The sequence below is a fragment of the Pseudomonas sp. GW823-FHT06E10 genome, from assembly GCF_058794995.1.
In genome coordinates, this window is record NZ_JBXAHJ010000007.1 from 188,494 (window position 1) to 208,843 (window position 20,350).

General features: G+C 59.3%; 20 protein-coding genes. 11 read left to right on the forward strand and 9 right to left on the reverse strand.

The genetic code is table 11. The annotated features are described in order from the left end of the window. Nucleotides 1-272 precede the first annotated feature (272 nt). Complete coding sequence (gene quiC, locus AC1Q6Y_RS13990; RefSeq protein WP_057713205.1) at nt 273-2,174, forward strand: 3-dehydroshikimate dehydratase QuiC; 1,902 nt, start codon at nt 273-275, stop codon at nt 2,172-2,174. Between the two features lie 102 nt (nt 2,175-2,276). Continuing rightward, entirely contained in the window at nt 2,277-2,954 is a 678-nt protein-coding gene (locus tag AC1Q6Y_RS13995) for a TetR/AcrR family transcriptional regulator (protein ID WP_057713206.1), read from the forward strand. 36 nt (nt 2,955-2,990) lie between these two features. Here the strand turns inward: AC1Q6Y_RS13995 and AC1Q6Y_RS14000 are convergent, their stop codons facing one another. The 3 genes from AC1Q6Y_RS14000 to AC1Q6Y_RS14010 form a co-directional block, all read right to left on the reverse strand. Beyond that, nucleotides 2,991-3,845 carry a shikimate dehydrogenase gene (locus AC1Q6Y_RS14000; RefSeq protein WP_154910659.1) on the reverse strand — a complete coding sequence of 285 codons (855 nt, stop codon included), beginning with the start codon at nt 3,843-3,845 and terminating at the stop codon, nt 2,991-2,993. A 5-nt stretch (nt 3,846-3,850) separates the two neighbouring features. Next, nucleotides 3,851-4,291: a type II 3-dehydroquinate dehydratase gene (aroQ, locus tag AC1Q6Y_RS14005; protein ID WP_492624705.1), complete on the reverse strand. Its 441-nt coding sequence runs from the start codon at nt 4,289-4,291 to the stop codon at nt 3,851-3,853. A 140-nt stretch (nt 4,292-4,431) separates the two neighbouring features. Next, nucleotides 4,432-5,343, reverse strand: a complete 912-nt coding sequence (locus tag AC1Q6Y_RS14010) for a LysR family transcriptional regulator (protein ID WP_090451530.1) — start codon at nt 5,341-5,343, stop codon at nt 4,432-4,434. Nucleotides 5,344-5,569: 226 nt separating this feature from the next. On the opposite strand from AC1Q6Y_RS14010, the gene AC1Q6Y_RS14015 reads away from it, so the two are divergent. Together AC1Q6Y_RS14015 and AC1Q6Y_RS14020 are read left to right on the forward strand one after the other, a co-directional pair. Continuing rightward, the gene (locus AC1Q6Y_RS14015) at nt 5,570-5,998 is read left to right on the forward strand and encodes a DUF4160 domain-containing protein (protein ID WP_150813511.1); all 429 of its coding nucleotides are present in this window, start codon (nt 5,570-5,572) and stop codon (nt 5,996-5,998) included. After that, nucleotides 5,995-6,465 (forward strand): DUF2442 domain-containing protein, encoded by a 471-nt coding sequence (locus tag AC1Q6Y_RS14020; protein WP_090451526.1) that lies wholly within the window; start codon nt 5,995-5,997, stop codon nt 6,463-6,465. The genes AC1Q6Y_RS14015 and AC1Q6Y_RS14020 overlap by 4 nt, the downstream gene beginning before the upstream one ends. 30 nt (nt 6,466-6,495) lie before the next feature. Here AC1Q6Y_RS14020 and trmA read toward each other — a convergent pair whose 3' ends face one another. Both trmA and AC1Q6Y_RS14030 read right to left on the reverse strand, forming a co-directional pair. Continuing rightward, nucleotides 6,496-7,575 carry a tRNA (uridine(54)-C5)-methyltransferase TrmA gene (gene trmA / locus AC1Q6Y_RS14025; protein WP_057713209.1) on the reverse strand — a complete coding sequence of 360 codons (1,080 nt, stop codon included), beginning with the start codon at nt 7,573-7,575 and terminating at the stop codon, nt 6,496-6,498. Next, nucleotides 7,572-8,867 (reverse strand): NCS2 family permease, encoded by a 1,296-nt coding sequence (locus tag AC1Q6Y_RS14030; RefSeq protein WP_008050771.1) that lies wholly within the window; start codon nt 8,865-8,867, stop codon nt 7,572-7,574. The genes trmA and AC1Q6Y_RS14030 overlap by 4 nt, the downstream gene beginning before the upstream one ends. Before the next feature lie 222 nt (nt 8,868-9,089). Between AC1Q6Y_RS14030 and AC1Q6Y_RS14035 the strand changes: the two genes are divergently transcribed. Together AC1Q6Y_RS14035 and AC1Q6Y_RS14040 are read left to right on the forward strand one after the other, a co-directional pair. Beyond that, nucleotides 9,090-9,536 (forward strand): DUF4879 domain-containing protein, encoded by a 447-nt coding sequence (locus AC1Q6Y_RS14035; protein WP_407516336.1) that lies wholly within the window; start codon nt 9,090-9,092, stop codon nt 9,534-9,536. A 67-nt stretch (nt 9,537-9,603) separates the two neighbouring features. Continuing rightward, the gene (locus AC1Q6Y_RS14040) at nt 9,604-10,155 is read left to right on the forward strand and encodes a DJ-1 family glyoxalase III (RefSeq protein WP_057713211.1); all 552 of its coding nucleotides are present in this window, start codon (nt 9,604-9,606) and stop codon (nt 10,153-10,155) included. 6 nt (nt 10,156-10,161) lie between these two features. Here the strand turns inward: AC1Q6Y_RS14040 and AC1Q6Y_RS14045 are convergent, their stop codons facing one another. Beyond that, a complete protein-coding gene (locus tag AC1Q6Y_RS14045; protein ID WP_492624706.1) occupies nt 10,162-11,412 on the reverse strand; it encodes an MFS transporter in 1,251 nt (416 codons plus the stop codon). A gap of 485 nt (nt 11,413-11,897) precedes the next feature. Here AC1Q6Y_RS14045 and AC1Q6Y_RS14050 point away from each other — a divergent pair, with 485 nt between their 5' ends. The 3 genes from AC1Q6Y_RS14050 (at nt 11,898) to AC1Q6Y_RS14060 (ending at nt 14,599) form a co-directional block, all read left to right on the forward strand. Next, entirely contained in the window at nt 11,898-13,334 is a 1,437-nt protein-coding gene (locus tag AC1Q6Y_RS14050; protein WP_150813506.1) for a cytochrome ubiquinol oxidase subunit I, read from the forward strand. A gap of 3 nt (nt 13,335-13,337) precedes the next feature. Next, entirely contained in the window at nt 13,338-14,345 is a 1,008-nt protein-coding gene (gene cydB / locus AC1Q6Y_RS14055; RefSeq protein ID WP_056728750.1) for a cytochrome d ubiquinol oxidase subunit II, read from the forward strand. 86 nt (nt 14,346-14,431) lie between these two features. Then, on the forward strand, nt 14,432-14,599 hold the full coding sequence (locus AC1Q6Y_RS14060) for a DUF2474 domain-containing protein (protein WP_015096916.1): 168 nt from the start codon (nt 14,432-14,434) through the stop codon (nt 14,597-14,599). A 65-nt stretch (nt 14,600-14,664) separates the two neighbouring features. On the opposite strand, the gene AC1Q6Y_RS14065 is transcribed toward AC1Q6Y_RS14060, so the two are convergent. Together AC1Q6Y_RS14065 and AC1Q6Y_RS14070 are read right to left on the reverse strand one after the other, a co-directional pair. Beyond that, entirely contained in the window at nt 14,665-15,789 is a 1,125-nt protein-coding gene (locus tag AC1Q6Y_RS14065) for a methyltransferase (protein WP_057713214.1), read from the reverse strand. 175 nt (nt 15,790-15,964) lie between these two features. Beyond that, nucleotides 15,965-16,678, reverse strand: coding sequence for an autoinducer binding domain-containing protein (locus AC1Q6Y_RS14070; protein WP_057713215.1), 714 nt, complete (start codon nt 16,676-16,678; stop codon nt 15,965-15,967). 306 nt (nt 16,679-16,984) lie between these two features. On the opposite strand from AC1Q6Y_RS14070, the gene AC1Q6Y_RS14075 reads away from it, so the two are divergent. After that, nucleotides 16,985-17,761 carry a ferredoxin--NADP reductase gene (locus tag AC1Q6Y_RS14075; RefSeq protein ID WP_090451514.1) on the forward strand — a complete coding sequence of 259 codons (777 nt, stop codon included), beginning with the start codon at nt 16,985-16,987 and terminating at the stop codon, nt 17,759-17,761. A gap of 41 nt (nt 17,762-17,802) precedes the next feature. Here AC1Q6Y_RS14075 and mscL read toward each other — a convergent pair whose 3' ends face one another. Then, a complete protein-coding gene (gene mscL / locus AC1Q6Y_RS14080) occupies nt 17,803-18,216 on the reverse strand; it encodes a large-conductance mechanosensitive channel protein MscL (RefSeq protein WP_090451512.1) in 414 nt (137 codons plus the stop codon). A 644-nt stretch (nt 18,217-18,860) separates the two neighbouring features. Here mscL and radA point away from each other — a divergent pair. Beyond that, entirely contained in the window at nt 18,861-20,228 is a 1,368-nt protein-coding gene (gene radA, locus AC1Q6Y_RS14085) for a DNA repair protein RadA (RefSeq protein WP_008004292.1), read from the forward strand. The last annotated feature ends 122 nt before the right edge of the window (nt 20,229-20,350 follow it).

Here is a 20,350-nt window from a genome sequence, read left to right on the forward strand (position 1 = left end):
TATACCCGTTTTTTGAAATTTTTATGTGGTGTTCTGGGTCTTGTTGACCGGGGCCGACGATTTCAAGACCGGACCCAATGTGGTGTTGATGTTGCGCAGTGAACAAAAAATCGTCAATTCGCTATCGGCCATTGTGTTCGATAATCGCACGCAAAACTAACTGGGTAGTACACTTTAAATTGCTCAATGCATCGACCAGCTCAATAATCCGTTCACTCTTTTAAAAGCGGCGCAAATTCCCTGTAGCCGAAGCCTCCACCGGGAGCCGAAACATGCAGCGTTCCATTGCCACCGTATCCTTGAGCGGTACCCTGCCGGAAAAACTCGAAGCCATTGCCGCCGCCGGGTTCGACGGCGTCGAGATTTTCGAGAACGACCTTCTCTACTACGACGGTAGTCCACGGGAAATTAAACAGATGTGCGCCGATCTCGGGATCGCCATCACCCTGTTTCAACCGTTCCGTGATTTCGAAGGCTGCCGCCGCGATCGCCTGTCGCGCAACCTGGAACGCGCCGAGCGTAAATTCGACCTGATGCAGGAGCTGGGCACTGACCTGGTGCTGGTGTGCAGCAATGCCTCGGCCGAGTCCATCGGTGATGAACAGGTTCTGGTCGACGACTTGCGACTGCTGGCTGAGCACGCCGGGGCACGTGGCCTGCGCATCGGTTACGAAGCGCTGGCCTGGGGCCGGCATGTGAACACCTGGCAACAGGTGTGGAACATCGTGCGTCAGGCCGATCACCCAAGCCTCGGCGTGTTGCTGGACAGCTTTCACACCCTGTCGCTCAAGGGCGATCCAAGTGCTATCGCCGAGATTCCCGGCGACAAGATTTTCTTCGTGCAAATGGCTGACGCGCCGATCCTGGCCATGGACGTGCTGGAGTGGAGCCGGCATTTTCGCTGCTTCCCGGGCCAGGGTGAATTCGACTTGCCGGGATTCCTCGCGCCGATCATCAAGAGTGGCTACACCGGGCCTCTGTCGCTGGAAATCTTCAACGATGGCTTCCGCGCCGCGCCGCCACGAGCCAATGCCGCCGACGGCTTGCGTTCGTTGCTGTATCTGGAAGAGAAAACCCGCGAGCGTCTGGCCCAGGAAGCCAAGCCTGCGACCAACTCTGAGATTCTGTTCGAAACGCCCAAGGCCAGTGAGTACAACGGCATCGAGTTTCTCGAGTTCGCCGTGGACGAAAGCCTCGGCGCCAAGCTCTCGCATTGGCTTGAGCGACTGGGTTTCGTCAAGGCCGGGCAGCATCGTTCCAAGAGCGTCAGCCTGATGCGCCAGGGCGATATCAATTTGATCCTCAACTCTGAACCTTACTCCTTCGGCCACAGCTTTTTCGAAGCCCACGGCCCTTCGTTGTGCGCTACCGCCGTGCGAGTCAAGGACAGCGCCAGTGCGCTGGCACGAGCCGTGGCCTACAAGGGTCAACCCTATCGCGGGCTGGTGGGCCCCAATGAACTGGAACTGGCGGCGGTGCGTGCGCCGGATGGCAGCCTGATTTATCTGGTGGACCAGGATGCCGACGTCTACGGTACCGACTTCAATCTGCTGGCGGATGCACCGGTCAGCGGTGGCCTCAAGCGCATCGACCACATGGCCATGGCGCTGCCGGCCGACAGCCTCGACAGCTGGGTGCTGTTCTATAAGAGCCTGCTGGATTTCGAGGCAGACGATGAAGTCGTGCTGCCGGATCCTTATGGTCTGGTGAAGAGCCGTGCCTTGCGTAGCCGGGACAGTTCGATCCGCCTGCCACTGAACATTTCCGAGAACCGCAACACCGCGATCTCACACGCGCTGTCGAGTTATCGCGGCTCCGGCGTGCACCACATCGCGTTTGATTGTGATGACATCTTTGCCCAGGTCAGCCGTGCAAAAGAGGCGGGCGTGCCGCTGTTGGATATTCCGCTCAACTACTACGATGACCTGGCGGCGCGGTTCGATTTCGACGACGAGTTCCTCAGTGAGCTGGCCTACTACAATGTGTTGTACGACCGCGACGCCCAGGGCGGTGAACTGTTTCATGTGTACACCGAGCCGTTCGAGGGGCGGTTCTTCTTCGAGATCATCCAGCGTAAAAACGGTTATGCCGGCTACGGCGCGGCCAACGTCGCGGTGCGCCTGGCGGCCATGGCCAAATCCCGTAGCGGTGCATTGCGCCAGGCGAAGTTGTAGGTAATTCGTAAACGCGGGATTAAACGTGGGCCGCGCGGCTTCCTTCACTGTGCCGCGCAGCCCATAATCGCCAGCCTGTGCAGTGATGGCCGTGAGCCCGCAATGACAATGACTTCAGAACTCCCCGCAGCCTCCGTAGAACCTGGTGCCGAGCCGCGCAAGAGTCGCAAGAACAACCCGGAAAAGACCCGCGAAAACATCCTGCAGGAGGCGATTGTCGAATTCGTCCAGCAGGGGCTTTCCGGTGCCCGCGTCGATGCCATCGCCGAGCGCATCCACACCTCCAAGCGCATGATCTATTACTACTTCGGCAGTAAGGAGCAGCTCTACGTCGAGGTGCTGGAGAAACTCTACGGCGATATCCGCAACACCGAAAATCGCCTGCACCTGGCAGAGCTGGCGCCGGTCGAAGCCATTCGGCGGCTGGTGGAGTTCACCTTCGATCACCATGATCGCAACGTCGATTTCGTGCGCATCGTTAGTATCGAGAACATTCACAACGCCGAGTACGTGAAGCGCTCCGATGCGATCAAGGCGATGAACAACACTATCCTTGATTCACTGGGCGAGATTCTGCGTCGCGGCGCCGAGCAGGGGCTGTTCCGTACCGGGCTTGATCCGCTGGACGTGCATTTGCTGATCAGTTCGTTCTGCTTCTATCGCGTCTCGAACCGCCACACCTTTGGTGAGATTTTTCAGATCGACCTGCCGGACGAACGTATCAAGCAGCGTCATCGGGAGATGATTTGCGAGTCGGTTCTGCGGTACCTGCAAGCCTGAGGCGAGGTGAGGGGGTTGCCCCCTCACTTCACTCATTCAGTCATTCATGCTCTGGAAGTGCTCAAGCATCCGCTGGGCATCCGGGACTACGCCGCTGAACAACTCGAATGCTTTGACCGCCTGAAACACCGCCATGTTGCCGCCGTCCAGTGTCCGGCAACCGAGGGCGCGGGCGTTGCGCAGCAGTTCGGTTTCCAGTGGGAAGTAAACGATCTCCGCCACCCACAATTCGGCCCGCAGCAGCTCGACCGGCACGGGCATGCCCGGCAGTTTTTTCATGCCCATCGGCGTGGTGTTCACCAGGCCGTCAGCCTGGGCCAAGGCGTCGGGCAGGTCATACCCGGCCACCGCCCGACTGACGCCGAAATGCTGATTGAGGTTGTCAGCCAGATCCTGGGCGCGGCGGATGTCCACGTCAAAAATGCTCAGCTGTTGTACGCCTTCGCTCAACAACGCGTGAGCCACCGCCGCACCTGCGCCACCAGCACCCATCTGTACGACACGTTCAACGGCAACGCCTTTCAAACCCCGGCGAAACCCCTCGGCAAAGCCCAGGCAATCGGTGTTGTGGCCGATGCGTTTGCCATCCTTGAGCACCACCGTGTTGACCGCACCGATACCGCGGGCCTCCGGCGAGAGTTCGTCGAGCAGCGGGATGATCGCCTGCTTGCATGGAAAGGTTATGTTCAGCCCGGTGTAGTTCATGCGCTCGGCAGCCATCAACAGGTCGGGCAGGGCGTTGCTGTCGAGCTTCAACTGATCAAGATCAATCAGGCGATACAGGTAGCGCAGCCCCTGGGCATCGCCTTCATGCTCGTGCATGGCCGGTGTGCGGGACGCCTGGATGCCGGCGCCAATCAGCCCGGCCAGTATCACGTGGTTCTGAGTCACGGCGATCACCCCTTCAAACGATGACTGAAGTGTTCCAGCGCCAGGCGATAGCCATGACTGCCAAAACCGGCCATCACCGCCGTTGCAATGGCGGATACGAACGAATGGTGGCGGAAGGGCTCGCGGGCGTGCACGTTGGACAAGTGGACTTCGATCACCGGCAGTTCGCTGGCGACCAGGGCGTCGCGGATGGCGACCGAGGTGTGGGTCCACGCGGCAGGATTGATGACGATCCCGGCGCAGCGACCGCGGGCGGCGTGAATCCAGTCGAGCAATTCGCCTTCATGGTTGGTCTGGCGAAACTCCACCGCCAGGCCGAACTCTTCGGCGGCGCGTGCGCACTGGGCCGAAATGTCTGCCAGGGTTTCGTGGCCGTAAGTCGCCGGTTCACGGGTGCCGAGCAGGTTCAGGTTCGGGCCGTTGAGCACCAGAACGATAGGGGACATTGGAATCTCTCCACTTATTATTTTTGGAATCGGCCGAGTGTTTCAGCCTGTGGAGATAAATTGTACTAACTGGTTAATTTGGTCAATTGAAGTGAAGGTATGCAGGCTGTTTGTGGGCGGTGATCGGACACTTTCGCAGATCAGCGCGGCAGGTGCTCCACGAGGAAATCGATAAACGCCCTCAAGCGCAGCGGTACATGGCGACTTTGCGGGTACAGCAAGGTAAACGGCCGCGATCGCCCGCCATAGGGCTTGAGCACTTCCACCAGCGAGCCGTCGGCCAGTTCCTTTTCAACGATAAAACGGTAGGTCTGAAACAACCCCGCCCCGTGTTTGGCCAGGGTCACACCGCCCAGCACATCGTCGGAGCAACTGAGGTTGCCCTCGGCCAGAATCTCCCGGGGCACGCCTTCATCGTTGAACAGCCAGGCAATGCGTCGGCCGCTGCTGGGCAATTCGTACTGGATGCATTCGTGGTTTTCGAGGTCGTCGAGGGTTTGCGGAGTGCCGGCTCGCTTCAGGTAATCAGGGCTGGCGATCATCACCAGGGCGGCATCTTCCAACGGTCGGGCGATCAGGCCGGAATCCGGGATGGCTCGCACGCGAATCGCCATGTCGTAGCCTTCGCCGACGAAATCGATGTTGCGATTACTGATGTGCGACTCGACCTTCACCGCCGGATAGCGCGCCCGAAATTCGGGCAACAGCGGCAGAATTCGATGATGCGCGTAGGTGGTCGGAATACTGATGCGCAACGTACCGGACGGCACTTGCTGCTGGCCCATCACCTCGCGCTGGGCCTCGACCAGTTGCGCAAGGGCCTGGCGACATTCTTCGTAATAACGGCGACCACTGTCGGTCAGCTTCACACTACGCGTGGTGCGCGCGAACAGGCGCACACCAAGGCGTTCTTCCATGCGCGACACCGAACGGCTCACGGCAGCGGGGGTGACACCCGCCACCAGCGCCGCGGCAGTAAAACTGCCGGCCTCGGCGGCCAGGCAAAACAGCTCGATGCTGCCCAACTGAAGATCGTCGAATTGTCGCTGCATGATTGATTACACCGGGGATCAGATGAAGAAACTTGACCAGTATTTATCAGGTGCCAGCGTCGTAATGAAAGGATTTCTTACCATTGCGCGCGGTGTTCCTCAGGGCCGGGTAACGCCAGGACGCTAGTCTGAGGACGCAAGAATTGATTCGACGGCCAATGCCAGCGGTCGGATTCTCCAGGGAATGTCGAATCCTCGGACTCATAAACCTAACGGATGGGTTAGCATGAAGGTATGTAATCACAAGGGACTGTCGGTGGTGATCATGTTGCGAGACGAGCATTGTCCGCCTCATGCGCATGTGGAGGCGGGTACATGGAGTGCGAGGTTCAGGTTCAGCTTTTGGCACAACGGTGTCGAGCTCTGGGATGTAGTTCCGCTTTCGCGTCGGCCACCGTTGGCAGTGCTTGAGGGATTGCGCCAATCGCTCCAGCAGCCTGCCCATTTGCGGCGCGCCCGGGGCATCTGGTGGCGAAAATTGCAAACGGCTTGTCTTGATAATCAATTGTGGGACTGGCAAAGCAACGAAGTCGTTGTGGTGAAAAGGGTTGTCAGTACGACCAACATGATTGGGTCGGCTTGCTACGAACCTGAATCGAACAAGACGTTGCTGTCCCTGATAGGCACACAGGAAAGTGTAGAGATCGAGTTATGAAAACGATAAAAGCCAAGGTTCAGGCCGATAATCCCGTAACGGAAAGCAGCCTGGACAAAGCCATTGAACGTGGCGAGTTACGTAGAAAAAATAGCCTGCAAGCGACGGCGGTTACCTACCTGCCCCCCTGTCTGGCCGTCAGCTTCGAAGACGGCAGCGGCGTATTGTTGCCCGTAGCCAACTATCCGGAGTTCGATGATTTTGAGGGCGAGGAACTTGCCAGTCTGACTGTCGGCTACGCGGGTACTGCCCTGTGCCATGAAGGCAAGGACCTGCATGTATCTATTGCTGGGTTGATTTCTGCGAGCAAGCCCCTGATGGCCATGGCGGCGTCGGTCGTTGCTTCGCGCAATGGTCGCCAGAGCAGCGCCGCAAAGTCTGAAGCTGCGCGGGCCAATGGCAAGAAGGGCGGGCGCCCGCGCAAGGTCGATGTTGTCTTGCCGGTACCCACAAAAAAGCCGTCGTGAAGACGGCTTTTTTGTGCCTGGCAGGTGTCATCAACGCCGGGTCAGCATCACCCCGGATTCCATGTGATGGGTCCACGGGAACTGGTCGAACATCGCGCATTGGCTGATGCGGTGGGTGTCGTGCAGTTGGGCGATGTTGGCTGCCAGAGTCTCCGGGTTGCAGGAGATGTACAGGATGTTGTCGAAGCGCCGGGTCAGCTCGCAGGTGTCCGGGTCCATGCCGGCGCGGGGCGGGTCGACAAAGACGCTACCGAACTCGTAGCTCTTGAGGTCGATGCCGTGCAGGCGGCGGAACGGACGCACTTCGTTCAGGGCTTCGGTCAGCTCTTCGGCGGACAAACGCACCAGGGTGACGTTATCTACCGCGTTTTCGCTGAGATTGCTCAAGGCCGCGTTGACCGAGGTCTTGCTGATTTCGGTGGCCAGCACCTTGCGCACGCGGGTGGCGAGGGGCAGGGTGAAGTTGCCGTTGCCGCAGTACAGCTCCAGCAAATCATCGGAGCGATCGCCGAGCGCATCGTATGCCCAGTTGAGCATCTTCTGGTTCACCGTGCCGTTGGGCTGGGTGAACGCGCCTTCAGGCTGGCGATAGCTGAAGGTGCGGCCGCCGACTTCCAGCTTCTCGACCACGTAATCGTGACCGATGACTTCGCGCTTGCCCTTGGAGCGGCCGATGATGCTGACGTTCAAGTCCGTCGCCAGTTTCGACGCCGCTGCATGCCAGTGCTCGTCCAGCGGGCGGTGATAGCACAGGGTGATCATCGCGTCGCCGGCCAGAGTGGTCAGGAACTCCACCTGGAACAGCTTGTGGCTCAGGGGCGCGCTGGCTTGCCACGCTGCCTTCAGCTGCGGCATCAACTGGTTGATGCGCAGGCTGGCAATCGGGAACTCTTCGATCAGGATTGGCGTGCGTTTGTCTTCCTGGGAAAACATCGCGTAATGACGCTCGCCGGCCTCGCGCCACAGGCGGAACTCGGCGCGCAGGCGGAAGTTTTTCAGCGGCGAATCGAAAACGGCTGGCTCCGGTGCATCGAACGGGGCCAGCAGGTCACGCAGACGCGTGACCTTTTCTTCGAGCTGAACGGCGTAGGCCTGGGAATCAAAAGTCATGCGTTGAACCAACCCAGCTTGATCACGAACAGAATCGACAGGATCACCAGCGCCGGGTTCAGCTCACGGCCACGACCGGACATCAGCTTGATGGCGGTCCAGGAAATGAAACCGAAGGCGATGCCATTGGCGATGGAGTAAGTGAACGGCATTGCCAGCGCGGTGATCACCACCGGCGCGGCGACGGTAATGTCGTCCCAGTCTATTTCGGCCAGGCCGGATGTCATCAACACGGCGACGAACAGCAGTGCCGGCGCGGTGGCGAAGGCCGGAACGCTGGCGGCCAGTGGCGAGAAGAACAGCGCCAGCAGGAACAGGAACGCCACCACGATGGCGGTCAAGCCGGTGCGGCCGCCGGCACTCACGCCAGCTGCGGATTCGATGTAACTGGTGGTGGTCGAGGTGCCCAGCAGGGAACCGGCCATGGCGGCGGTGCTGTCGGCGATCAGGGCACGGCCCATTTTCGGCATGTGACCGTCCTTGCGCATCAGACCGGCGCGCTTGGCCACACCGATCAGGGTGCCGGAGTTGTCGAACAGATCGACGAACAGGAAGGCGAAGATCACGCTGACCAGACCGATGTCCAGTGCACCCTTGATGTCCAGTTGCAGGAAGGTCGGGGCCAGCGATGGCGGCATCGACATCACGCCGCCGAATGGGGTGAACCCCATCACGATGGAAATGATGGTCACCACCAGAATGCCGATCAGCACTGCGCCGCGCACGGCAAGGGCTTCGAGGGCGACGATCAGGGCAAAACCGAGGGTGGCGAGGATCGGGGCCGGTTGTTTCAGGTCACCGAGGCCGACCATGGTCGCCGGGTTGCTGACCACGATGCCGGCGTTGTGCAGGGCGATCAGTGCCAGGAACAGACCGATACCGGCAGCAATCGCCGAGCGCAGCGGCAGCGGGATGCTGTTGATGATCCATTCACGGATGCGGAAGATCGACAGCAGGAAGAAGCACACCGCCGAGATGAACACCGCACCCAGCGCCACTTGCCAGGTGTGGCCCATGTGCAGGACCACGGTGTAGGTGAAGAAGGCGTTAAGGCCCATGCCCGGTGCGAGGGCGATCGGGTAGTTGGCGATCAGGCCCATGGTCGTCGAGCCGATGGCAGCTGCCAGACAGGTGGCGACAAACACTGCGCCCTTGTCCATGCCGGTCTCGCCGAGGATGCTCGGGTTGACGAACAGAATGTAGGCCATGGCCAAAAAGGTCGTGACGCCCGCCAGAATCTCGGTCCGCACGTTGGTGTTGTGTGCCTTGAGTTGAAACAGCCTTTCCAGCATGTCTGCTCCCCGTGGCGCGCCGGGCGCCGTGAATGTATCGACCTCAACAGCAAAGCACAGGCAGCAGAACGCGCCTGAAAATTACTGTGGGCCGGAAAAAGCCGCGCATCATACCAGTAGCTTGGGAATATGGCTGCTTTGGCGGTGATCGTCGTCGATGTTTTGCGACAAAGCCAAGTGCGCCATACTGCGCGCTGGTTTTTTGGGGTGGATGGGTCCTGCATGAAAAAGCGTCTGGTTGCCGCCCTCGGAATAGGGGGGGCGTTGTTTCTCGGGGCGCAAACGGCCGTGGCGGCCTCGGCTCCACCGCTGACGCAATTGAAAGTGCTCAAGGTCGCGTCGCCGTCCTGTGGTGTCGAGAGCATCGACGAAGGGCAAACCCGGACTCGCTGCGATCACATTGGCCCGAACATCATGGTGTACGTGCTGGAAGTGGGTTATGGGCGTGAGGCCCATGTCGCCCTGGACGGTTTCGAGGTGAATGGCACCCGCACACCAGTTTGTGCGTTCAAGAACGGCAACCTGACCAGTTGCACTCCCGGGGAAAAAACCGTCGGCTATTTGTATGCCCTCGATCTGGCGGGCAAGCAGGAAGGCACGCTGACCTTCAGCAATACCTCGATCAACGCGCCCGGCAATACGATGTCGACGCAGCTTTATATCCAGTAACCGCACGTATCGAACAAGGGTCAGAAAGCTGACTACGCTTAAAAGATCATTCCGTGGACAGTACCCGATGACCTTTAGAGCCTTGATTGCCCTCGCCGAGGGTACCGACGACCTGCAAACCGTGACCCTGATCGACGTACTGCGCCGCGCCAAAATAGAAGTGGTGGTGGCCAGTATCGAAGGGCGGCGCATGCTCACTTGCGCCCGCGGCACTCGCCTGACGTCCGATGCGATGTTGGTGGACTTGCTGGCGCAACCCTTCGACCTGATTGCCTTGCCCGGTGGAGCGGTGGGTTCGCAGCACCTGGCAGCCCACCAACCCCTGCAACAATTGGTCAAGGATCAGGCGGCGGCCGGTCGCCTGTTCGCCGGCATCGCCGAAGCGCCCGCCGTGGCACTGCAGGCCTTTGGCGTATTGCGTCAGCGGCGCATGACCTGCCTGCCCTCGGCCAGCCATCAACTGCTGGGCTGTACCTTCGTCGATCAACCGGTGGTGGTCGACGGCAATTGCATCACCGCCCAAGGCTCGGCCGGCGCATTGGCATTTTCCCTGGCGCTGGTGGAGCAACTCTGCGGTAAAGCCACTCGTATGGCCGTGGCGGGGGAGTTGCTCGTTTAGAGAGTGTCAGACCTTCGCCTCTTCCTTCTCTTCATCTTTAGCCATGTGCATGCGATCGCGGCTGGCCAGTGTCGGGAACAGTTTGACCCACACCCCGGTCACCACCAGCGTGCCGATCCCGCCCATGACCACCGCTGGCACGGTGCCGAACCAGTGGGCAGTCAGTCCCGATTCGAATTCGCCCAACTGGTTCGAGGCACCGATGAACAGTCCATTGACGGCGCTGACCCGGCCGCGCATTTCGTCCGGGGTTTCCAGTTGAACGAACGAGGCGCGGATCACCATGCTGATCATGTCTGCCGCGCCCAACACCACCAACACCGCCAGGGAAAACCAGAATGAGGTCGACAGGCCGAAGGCGATGGTTGCCACGCCGAAGATGCCCACGGCCGTGAACATCACCCGTCCGACGTTGCGTTCCACGGCAAACCGCGCCAGGAACAGCGACATCAGCAGCGCGCCTACCGCCGGGGCCGAGCGCAGCAGGCCAAGCCCCCACGGGCCGGTCAGCAGAATGTCCTTGGCGAACACCGGCAGCAGCGCTGTGGCGCCACCCAATAGCACCGCAAACAGATCGAGGGAGATCGCCCCGAGAATGTCCGGACGACTGCGGATGAAGCGAATGCCCGCCAGCAGTGAGTCCAGCGTGGCCTTGCCCTTGTTCAGCGGGGTTTGTCGGGCCGGCAGGTTGAGCATCAGCGAACAGGCGATGACATACAAAAGCACCGTCGGGCCATACACCCAGACGCTGCCGAAGGCGTAGAGCAAGCCGCCGAGGGCTGGAGCGACGATGGTTGCCGATTGCTGGGCCGATTGTGCGGCGGCCACTGCACGGGGAAACAACGCGCTGGGCACGATGCTGGGCAACAGGGCCTGGGTGGTCGGCATTTCAAAGGAGCGAGCGGCACCGAGCAGGAAGGCCAGGATAAAGATCATTTCCCGGGTGACATGGTCGGTGGCGCTGCCGATGGCCAGCGACAGGGCGATTAATGCCTGGAGGGACTGGCAGATCGCCGCGACCTTGCGCCGGTCATAACGGTCGGCGACGTGCCCTGTGTGCAGCATGAACAGTACGCGCGGGGCGAACTCGACCAGGCCGACCAGACCCAGGTCGAGCACATTGCCGGTCAGTTGGTACAGGTTCCAGCCGATGGCCACGGTGAGCATCTGGAAGCCGCTGGCGGTAAATACCCGGGCCAGCCAGAACGCAAGAAAAGGGCGATGGTGACGTAACAGCAAGGGCTCTTGGCTGGGCATCTGCGGGAAGATCTGGGGAGAGGGGAGTGGCGAGATTATCACCAGCCTGTAACAAAAAGTTGCTGTGACAAAAGATTTAGTTAGCCAGACATCGATTTCAGTAGCACTACCAATCCCTGTGGGAGCGGGCTTGCTCGCGAAGAGGGCGGCACATCCGGCATTGAAGTCGTCTGATACTCCGCCTTCGCGAGCAAGCCCGCTCCCACAGGAAATGTATTTCAGCTCGTGACCAAGGCCGTGAGGCAACTTGTCACGCGGCAAAAGACCACGCGGTTCATCCCCGAAATTGGGACTACTCTTTCAACGTTGATTGATCCAGATCAAAACCCACAAAAGGAATTGATCCGGCGGCCGCAAGGCCAGACTCCCTGCGTTGTGATGCGTGCAAAAAAAGAACAAAAGGGGATTCGCCACACTCCATACCCGTGGGGGCCGTGGGTGCAGGCTTCCAGCCCGCAGCCGTACTACCTGACAGAGGAAGACTTATGTTCGGTTTAGAGGCACTTGATCTCGCCCGAATTCAGTTCGCGTTCACCATCTCGTTCCACATCCTGTTTCCGGCCATCACCATCGGCCTGGCGAGTTACCTGGCGGTACTCGAAGGCCTGTGGCTGAAAACCCATAACGACACCTACCGCGACCTCTACCATTTCTGGTCGAAGATCTTTGCCGTTAACTTCGGCATGGGGGTGGTTTCCGGGCTGGTAATGGCCTATCAGTTCGGCACCAACTGGAGCCGCTTCTCGGACTTCGCCGGTTCCGTGACCGGGCCGTTGCTGACCTATGAAGTGCTCACTGCATTCTTCCTCGAGGCCGGGTTCCTCGGTGTCATGCTGTTTGGCTGGAACAAGGTCGGGCGTGGCCTGCACTTCTTCGCCACCGTGATGGTGGCCATCGGTACGTTGATCTCGACTTTCTGGATTCTTGCCTCCAATAGCTGGATGCAAACCCCGCAGGGCTTCGAGATCGTCAACGGTCAGGTCATCCCCACCGACTGGCTGGCGATTATCTTCAACCCTTCGTTCCCGTATCGCCTGATGCACATGGCCACGGCAGCCTTCGTCGCCACGGCCTTCTTCGTCGGCTCCTCCGCGGCCTGGCATTTGCTGCGCGGCAAGGACAACCCGGCGATCCGCAAAATGCTCTCGATGGCCATGTGGATGGCATTGATCGTCGCGCCGATACAGGCGGTCATCGGCGACTTCCACGGTCTCAATACGCTCAAGCATCAGCCGGCGAAAATCGCCGCCATCGAAGGCCACTGGGAAAACAAGGGCGACGAGGCGACGCCGCTGATCCTGTTCGGCTGGCCGGACATGAAAGAGGAGAAGACCAAATTCGCTGTCGAAATCCCGTACTTGGGTAGCCTGATTCTCACGCACTCCCTGGATAAACAGGTGCCGGCGCTCAAGGAGTTCCCGCCTGAAGACCGGCCGAATTCGACCATCGTGTTCTGGTCGTTCCGGATCATGGTGGGGCTGGGCTTGCTGATGATCTTCACCGGATTGTGGAGCCTGTGGCTGCGCAAGCGCGACACCCTCTACACCTCGCGGCCGTTCCTGTACCTGGCGCTGTGGATGGGGCCTTCCGGCCTGATCGCGATCCTCGCTGGCTGGTTCACCACGGAAATCGGCCGTCAGCCTTGGGTGGTCTATGGTCTGATGCGTACGGCGGATGCGTCGTCCAACCATAGCTTCATGCAGATGAGCATCACCCTGATTCTGTTTGTCGTGGTTTATTTCGCGCTGTTTGGCGCCGGTCTTGGCTACATGATGCGCCTGGTGCGCAAGGGGCCGAAGATCGACGAAGGCAAGGAAACCAACGACGGTGGCCCCGGCCAGAAACGCACACCGGCCCGTCCGCTGTCCGCCGCCGACGACGATCACGCCGATGCCGGCCAAAGCCTGACCAAGGAGATTTGAATCATGGGTATTGATCTTCCGCTGATCTGGGCCGTGATCATCATCTTCGGCATCATGATGTACGTGGTCATGGACGGTTTCGACCTGGGCATCGGGATTCTCTTCCCGTTCATTCCGGGCAAGACCGATCGCGATGTGATGATGAACACCGTCGCCCCGGTCTGGGACGGCAACGAGACCTGGCTGGTGTTGGGTGGCGCGGCGTTGTTCGGCGCGTTTCCGCTGGCCTATTCGGTGGTGCTCTCGGCGTTGTACCTGCCGCTGATCCTGATGTTGATCGGGTTGATCTTCCGCGGTGTGGCCTTCGAGTTCCGCTTCAAGGCCAGGGACGACAAGCGCCATCTGTGGGACAAGGCGTTCATCGGTGGCTCGGTCACCGCGACGTTCTTCCAGGGCGTTGCGCTTGGCGCGTTCATCGACGGGCTGCCTGTGGTCAATCGGCAGTTCGCCGGTGGTTCACTGGACTGGCTGACACCGTTCACGATGTTCTGTGGTGCGGCGCTGGTGGTGGCCTATGCCTTGCTCGGTTGCACCTGGCTGATCATGAAGACCGAAGGCAAGTTGCAGGAGCAGATGCATGACCTGGCACGGCCATTGGCCTTCGTGCTGCTGGCGGTGATCGGCATTGTTAGCATCTGGACCCCGTTGGCCCACACGGATATCGCCGCACGCTGGTTCACCATGCCGAATCTGTTCTGGTTCATGCCGGTGCCGATCCTGGTGCTGGTGACGATGTACGGACTGATCCGCGCCGTGGCCCGCAACGCGCATTACACGCCGTTCCTGCTGACTCTGGTGTTGATCTTCCTCGGTTACAGCGGGTTGGGCATCAGTCTGTGGCCGAACATCATCCCGCCGTCGATCTCGATCTGGGACGCCGCCGCGCCGCCGCAAAGCCAGGGCTTCATGCTGGTGGGCACGCTGTTCATCATCCCGTTCATCCTGGGCTACACCTTCTGGAGCTACTACGTGTTCCGCGGCAAGGTCACCCATGAGGATGGTTACCACTAGTCTGCTGCACAACGAATCTGTGGGAGCGAGCTTGCTCGCGATGGCGTCCTGACAGACGCCATTGATCTACATCGGAGGATTTATCAATGAACGGCAAACATTCCCTGCACGACATTGAAGAAGCCGAAAAAAAGCCGCTGTGGCAGCGGCTCGGCTGGTTGGCCCTGATCTGGGTCGGCAGCGTGGGCGCCTTGTTCATCGTCGCCAGCCTGATGCGTCTGTTCATGAACGCGGCCGGCCTGACCACGCACTGAATATCTCTCCCGTGGCCTCGAGGCGCGGATTTACGACCCTCCTACCGGAGGGTTTTTTTTGCCTGTTACTTGCGCGCCTTGAGGATCACGAATTTCGGATTGGCCGCCACTTGCTCCACACCCCGAAACAATCGCGCCAGCTTGCTGTGGTAACCCAGGTGACGATTGCCGACGATGTACAGCGCGCCGCCCACCACCAGCGCTTCGCGCGCCTGCTGGAACATCCGCCAGGCCAGGAAGTCGCCCACCACCTGTTGCTGGTGAAACGGTGGATTGCACAGCACGACGTCAAGCGATTGCGGTTCCTGGCCGGCCAGGCCATCACCGGCGCGCACGATCACTTCCCGTTCACCCAGCGCTGCGCGCCAGTTTTCGGAGGCCGATTGCACGGCCATGTACGACTCGTCCACCAGTGTGTAGTGGGCCTCGGGGTTTTGCAGGGCACTGGCGATGGCCAGGACGCCGTTGCCGCAACCGAGATCGGCGACCCGCGCCGAACCGAGGTTTTTCGGCAGGTGTGGCAAAAACGCCCGGGTACCGATGTCCAGGCCTTCGCGGCAAAACACATTGGCGTGGTTGAGCAGTTCGATGGCCGGTTCGTCGAGTCTGTATCGCGTTGGGTAGGGCGACACCGCCGGGGTTTTGTCTTCAGCGGTGGCAATCAATAGCCGCGCCTTCTTCACCGCCAACGAGGCTTGCACGGGGCCGATGTAACGCTCCAGCAAGTCGCCCGCCGCCCGGGGCAGATGCTTGATCATGGCTGCGGCAACCACTTGGGCGCCAGGTGCCAGTTGACCTTGCAGGCGGATCAGTTGTTCTTCCAGCAGGGCCAGGGTTTTCGGTACACGGATCAGCACGCAGTCGAACGGCCCGGCAGGGGTTTCGCTGGCGGGTACGCTCGGCACGGCATCAAAGGCCAGGCCGTTGCGCACCAGGTTCTTTTCCAGACCCTGGAAAGCCAGGAACGAATCACCGCTGCTGACCACCCGCACCTTGCCCACCAGGCTGGCCGCCAACGCGCCGAAACTGTCATTGAGCACCAGTACCCGGGTGTCCGAAGCCGGTTGCTGTTCGGCCAGATGATTGAGCAGGTATTCATCGGCCGCATCGAAAGCTTGCAGCGGTTCATTCTGCTGTTCGGGCTGGCGGATCAGGTCGAGGCTGGCGAAGGGTGTTTCGAGCAAAGGCATGGGGCGGGGCTCTGGGTAATCAACGGATGTCCCGCTGCCCGAAGGCGGTGGAGCGGGCGGAGCCGTCCGAGTGTAATACGACGTGAAGGTCTACACGCCATCACTCAGGAGGGACCGCAAATGGTACGTTTTTTTTGCCTGGATTACTCGCAGGTTTTCCCGCAGCCGGGCGCTTTCAGATGGCTCCGGACCGGGCCGCGGCGATGACGGCCGCCATCTTGTTGTTGACGCCGAGCTTCTCGATAGCCCTGTGCACATGAAAGTTGATTGTGCGCTCACTCAAACTGAGGATCCTGGCAATTTCATAGGCCGTCTTGCCATCGGCCGACAGTTTCAATACTTCGAGTTCCCGCCGTGACAAGGGGGGAGCCTGGGGGCGAGCCGGTTTTCTCGGTTGCCTTGCGATCGCCAGCGCGTGCAAATGGCGAGTGATGAACACCGAGAATCCAAGATGCTCGTACAGCTCATAGGCTGAAATCGGGCAGTGGCTTCTGGCTAGGCTGAGAATACTGCGCTGACCGGTTTCCTCATCAAAGATCGCCTGGGACCAGCCATGCTGCAAACCTTGTTGCTGCAGCAAGTGCCATAGCCATGGCGTCTTGGAAAAAAGCTCTTCGCTCCAGAGAACAGGCAGCGTTGAACGATTGCAATGCGCCACTATCGGATCTATTTGCGTGGCGTTGTTTTTTTCATATTGAGTGTTCCACTCATGGGGGAAATTATTCAGGTTCACCGCACTGCTATCGACTCCGACTGAGTTCGAAGTAATTGAAAAGCCACAAAATTTATATCCAAGGTTTCTAGCGAAGTTGAGCGCGATTCGATAGGCGGTTTTGATCTCTTGCGTGTGTGACAATTGCTTGAGCTGTGACTCCTTCCAGATTTCCATACAAGGGTCTCTCCATCACCGTTTCTTCTGGGCGCGATCTTGGATCCAAGATTCGGCACGTCACGAAGTGTAGGATAATTCCTACGGTGATGCTGCGACAATTTTGCTCTTTTGACTGTTGGAAAAGTGTATTTCAGGTTCTTAGGCAATCGATGGGATATAAAATGCCATATGTCATTTTATAATGATGGGTGTGCGCCACATTTGGTAAACAGTCACTAGTGCAGATTAATGTCACTACAAACTGTCGGTGGTTACGCTGCTTTCTTTGCGGGACACTGGGGTGTCTTTCGATTGGAGCCTTCCATGTCCGTCAGTGAAGAAAAATTTACCCGTCAGACCTTGCTTGAGGTTCATCCGCTGACCCAGAGCCTGTTTACCTTGCGTGCCACCCGGGATGCAGGGTTTCGTTTTCGGGCGGGGCAGTTTGCCCGGTTGGGCGTCACCAAGGCTGACGGCAGCACGGTATGGCGCGCTTATTCCATGGTGTCCTCGCCTTTTGACGAGTTCCTCGAGTACTTTTCCATTGTCGTACCGGGCGGTGAGTTCACCAGCGAGCTGAGCCGACTGGGTGTTGGCGATGCATTGCTGGTCGACCGCCAGGCCTTCGGTTATCTGACGCTGGACCGGTTTGTCGATGGGCGTGATCTGTGGTTGTTATCCACAGGCACGGGCATCGCGCCGTTCCTGTCGATACTCCAGGATTTCGAAGTCTGGGAGCGATTCGAGCGGATCATTCTGGTCTACAGCGTTCGCGAAGCCCGGGAACTGGCGTATCAGGAGCTGATCGCAGGGCTGGCGAAGCGTGATTATCTGGCGGAGTACGCCCATAAACTGCAATTGATCACCACGGTCACTCGTGAACAGCATCCCGGCTCATTGAACGGGCGGATCACCGCGCTGATTGAAAACGGCGAACTGGAGCGGGTCGCGGGTGTTGCGCTGACGCCTGAGCATTCACGGGTCATGCTGTGCGGCAATCCGCAGATGATCGATGATACGCGCAAGCTGCTTAAACAGCGGGACATGCACTTGAGCCTCAGCCGGCGACCTGGTCAGGTGGCGGTGGAAAATTTCTGGTAAAAAAAAGGCGCCTCGAAGGCGCCGTTTTTTTGCTAATGCCGTCAAGGCCGGTTGTTCTGGGCCTTGAGCAAGTCGCGGATCTCGCCCAGCAACTCTTCTTCCTTGCTTGGAACCGGCGGCAGGCTAGGGGCCACGGCCTCTTCGCGCTTCAGGCGGTTGATGACCTTGACGCCCATGAAGATCGCGAGAGCGACGATGACGAAGTCGATGATGGTCTGGATGAATTTGCCATAGGCGAGCACCACCGCCGGAATCTCGCCGTCCGCTGCCTTGAGCGTTATGACCAGATCACTGAAGTCCACGCCACCGATCAGCATCCCGATTGGCGGCATGACCAGGTCACCGACAAACGAGGTAACGATCTTGCCGAAGGCCGCACCGATGATGATGCCGACGGCCATGTCGACCACGTTGCCTTTGACCGCGAAGGCCTTGAACTCATTTAGCACGCCCATAGGTTATTTCCTTGTTACAGATGAGGTTGATGAACGCAGTGTAAATCAGCAAATCGCATTCTGCTTGAATCAACTGCCTGCCGTGCTTGCCAGCAATCGACACCGGGTGGTGTTAAAAAATTCACCGATTGATCTCGTCTGTGGAGCGACCAGGCCTTGCGCGGTGTTTTGCATGCGATGTTTTTTCAACGATATGGCTTCGTTTGTGTGAGTAAACCAAGGTTGAGGGAGGCCACCCCTGAAACGGGACGTTAAAGTTGATCGGGTAGTTAGTGGTCAGGGGCGGTATTGAAATTGATTGCAGTTGTAGCGATATTAACTGTTTCGTTAGTTTTGGGAGGCTAACAAGTAGCGTGCTTCCCTGAATTAATCACTGTGCTCTGTGTAAGTGATTCAGAGTTGTACATCAAGTGTGTAAGTGAATAAAGTTTGTATAAGTTTTCAGGTTGTTCAGACAGGCATGCCCTTAGAGTTTGTTGAGTATGTTGAACGAAAAACCTATACAAGGTTTTGTTTGGCGGGTGTTTATCAATATACCTGATTTTTTATGGGGGTATTTGTAATCATCAAAAGGGTTGCGAAGTATCCGGTCGCACTCGCGCGCTTGAGCTGAGCTATCATCGCGTTTTTTTCCGGGAGTTCCGATGGCCAAGGCCAAGCGCATGTACGGCTGCACCGAGTGCGGCTCAACCTTCCCCAAATGGGCCGGCCAGTGCGGTGAGTGCGGAGCCTGGAACACGCTCACCGAAACCATGGTGGAAAGCGGCGGGGCAGCCGCCCCCAGCGGTCGTACCGGCTGGGCCGGCCAGCAGGCGCAAATCAAGACCCTGGCCGAAGTCAGTGTCGAAGAAATTCCGCGCTTCTCCACCGCTTCCAGCGAGCTCGACCGGGTTCTGGGTGGTGGTCTGGTGGATGGCTCGGTGGTGCTGATCGGTGGCGACCCCGGCATCGGCAAGTCGACCATTCTGTTGCAAACCTTGTGCAACCTCGCCAAGAGCATGCCGGCACTGTACGTCACCGGTGAGGAATCCCAGCAGCAAGTGGCCATGCGTGCGCGGCGCCTGGGGCTGCCCCAGGATCAACTGCGGGTCATGACCGAAACCTGCATCGAAGCCATCATTGCCACGGCCCGTCAGGAAAAGCCCAAGGTGATGGTGATCGACTCGATCCAGACGATCTTTACCGAGCAACTGCAATCGGCACCGGGCGGTGTGTCCCAGGTGCGTGAGAGCGCAGCCTTGCTGGTGCGTTATGCCAAACAGAGCGGTACGGCGATTTTCCTGGTGGGCCACGTCACCAAGGAAGGCGCGCTGGCTGGCCCTCGGGTGCTGGAACACATGGTCGACACCGTGCTGTATTTCGAAGGCGAGTCCGACGGGCGCCTGCGTCTGCTGCGGGCGGTGAAGAACCGTTTCGGTGCAGTCAATGAGCTGGGTGTGTTCGGCATGACCGACAAGGGCCTGAAAGAAGTCTCCAACCCCTCGGCGATTTTTCTGACCCGTGCCCAGGAGGAAGTTCCGGGTAGCGTGGTGATGGCAACCTGGGAAGGCACGCGGCCGATGCTGGTGGAGGTTCAAGCGCTGGTGGACGACAGTCACTTGGCCAATCCGCGTCGGGTCACGCTGGGGCTGGACCAGAACCGGCTGGCGATGTTGCTGGCGGTGCTGCACCGTCACGGTGGCATTCCGACCCACGATCAGGACGTGTTTCTCAACGTGGTCGGCGGGGTCAAGGTGCTGGAAACGGCGTCCGACCTGGCGTTGATGGCGGCGGTGATGTCCAGTTTGCGTAACCGACCGTTGCCCCACGATCTGCTGGTGTTCGGTGAGGTCGGGCTTTCCGGTGAGGTGCGTCCGGTGCCGAGCGGTCAGGAGCGATTGAAGGAAGCCGCCAAGCACGGGTTCAAGCGGGCCATCGTGCCCAAGGGCAATGCGCCGAAAGAGGCGCCGGCCGGGTTGCAGATCATTGCCGTCACTCGGCTGGAGCAAGCGTTGGACGCGTTGTTCGAGTAACTCACAGACGAAACTCAAAACCTGTCGGAGCGAGCCTGCTCGCGATAGCGGTGTGTCAGCCAGCAGCAATGTCGGCTGTCTGATCGTAATCGCGAGCAAGCTCGCTCCCACAAGGGCATCCG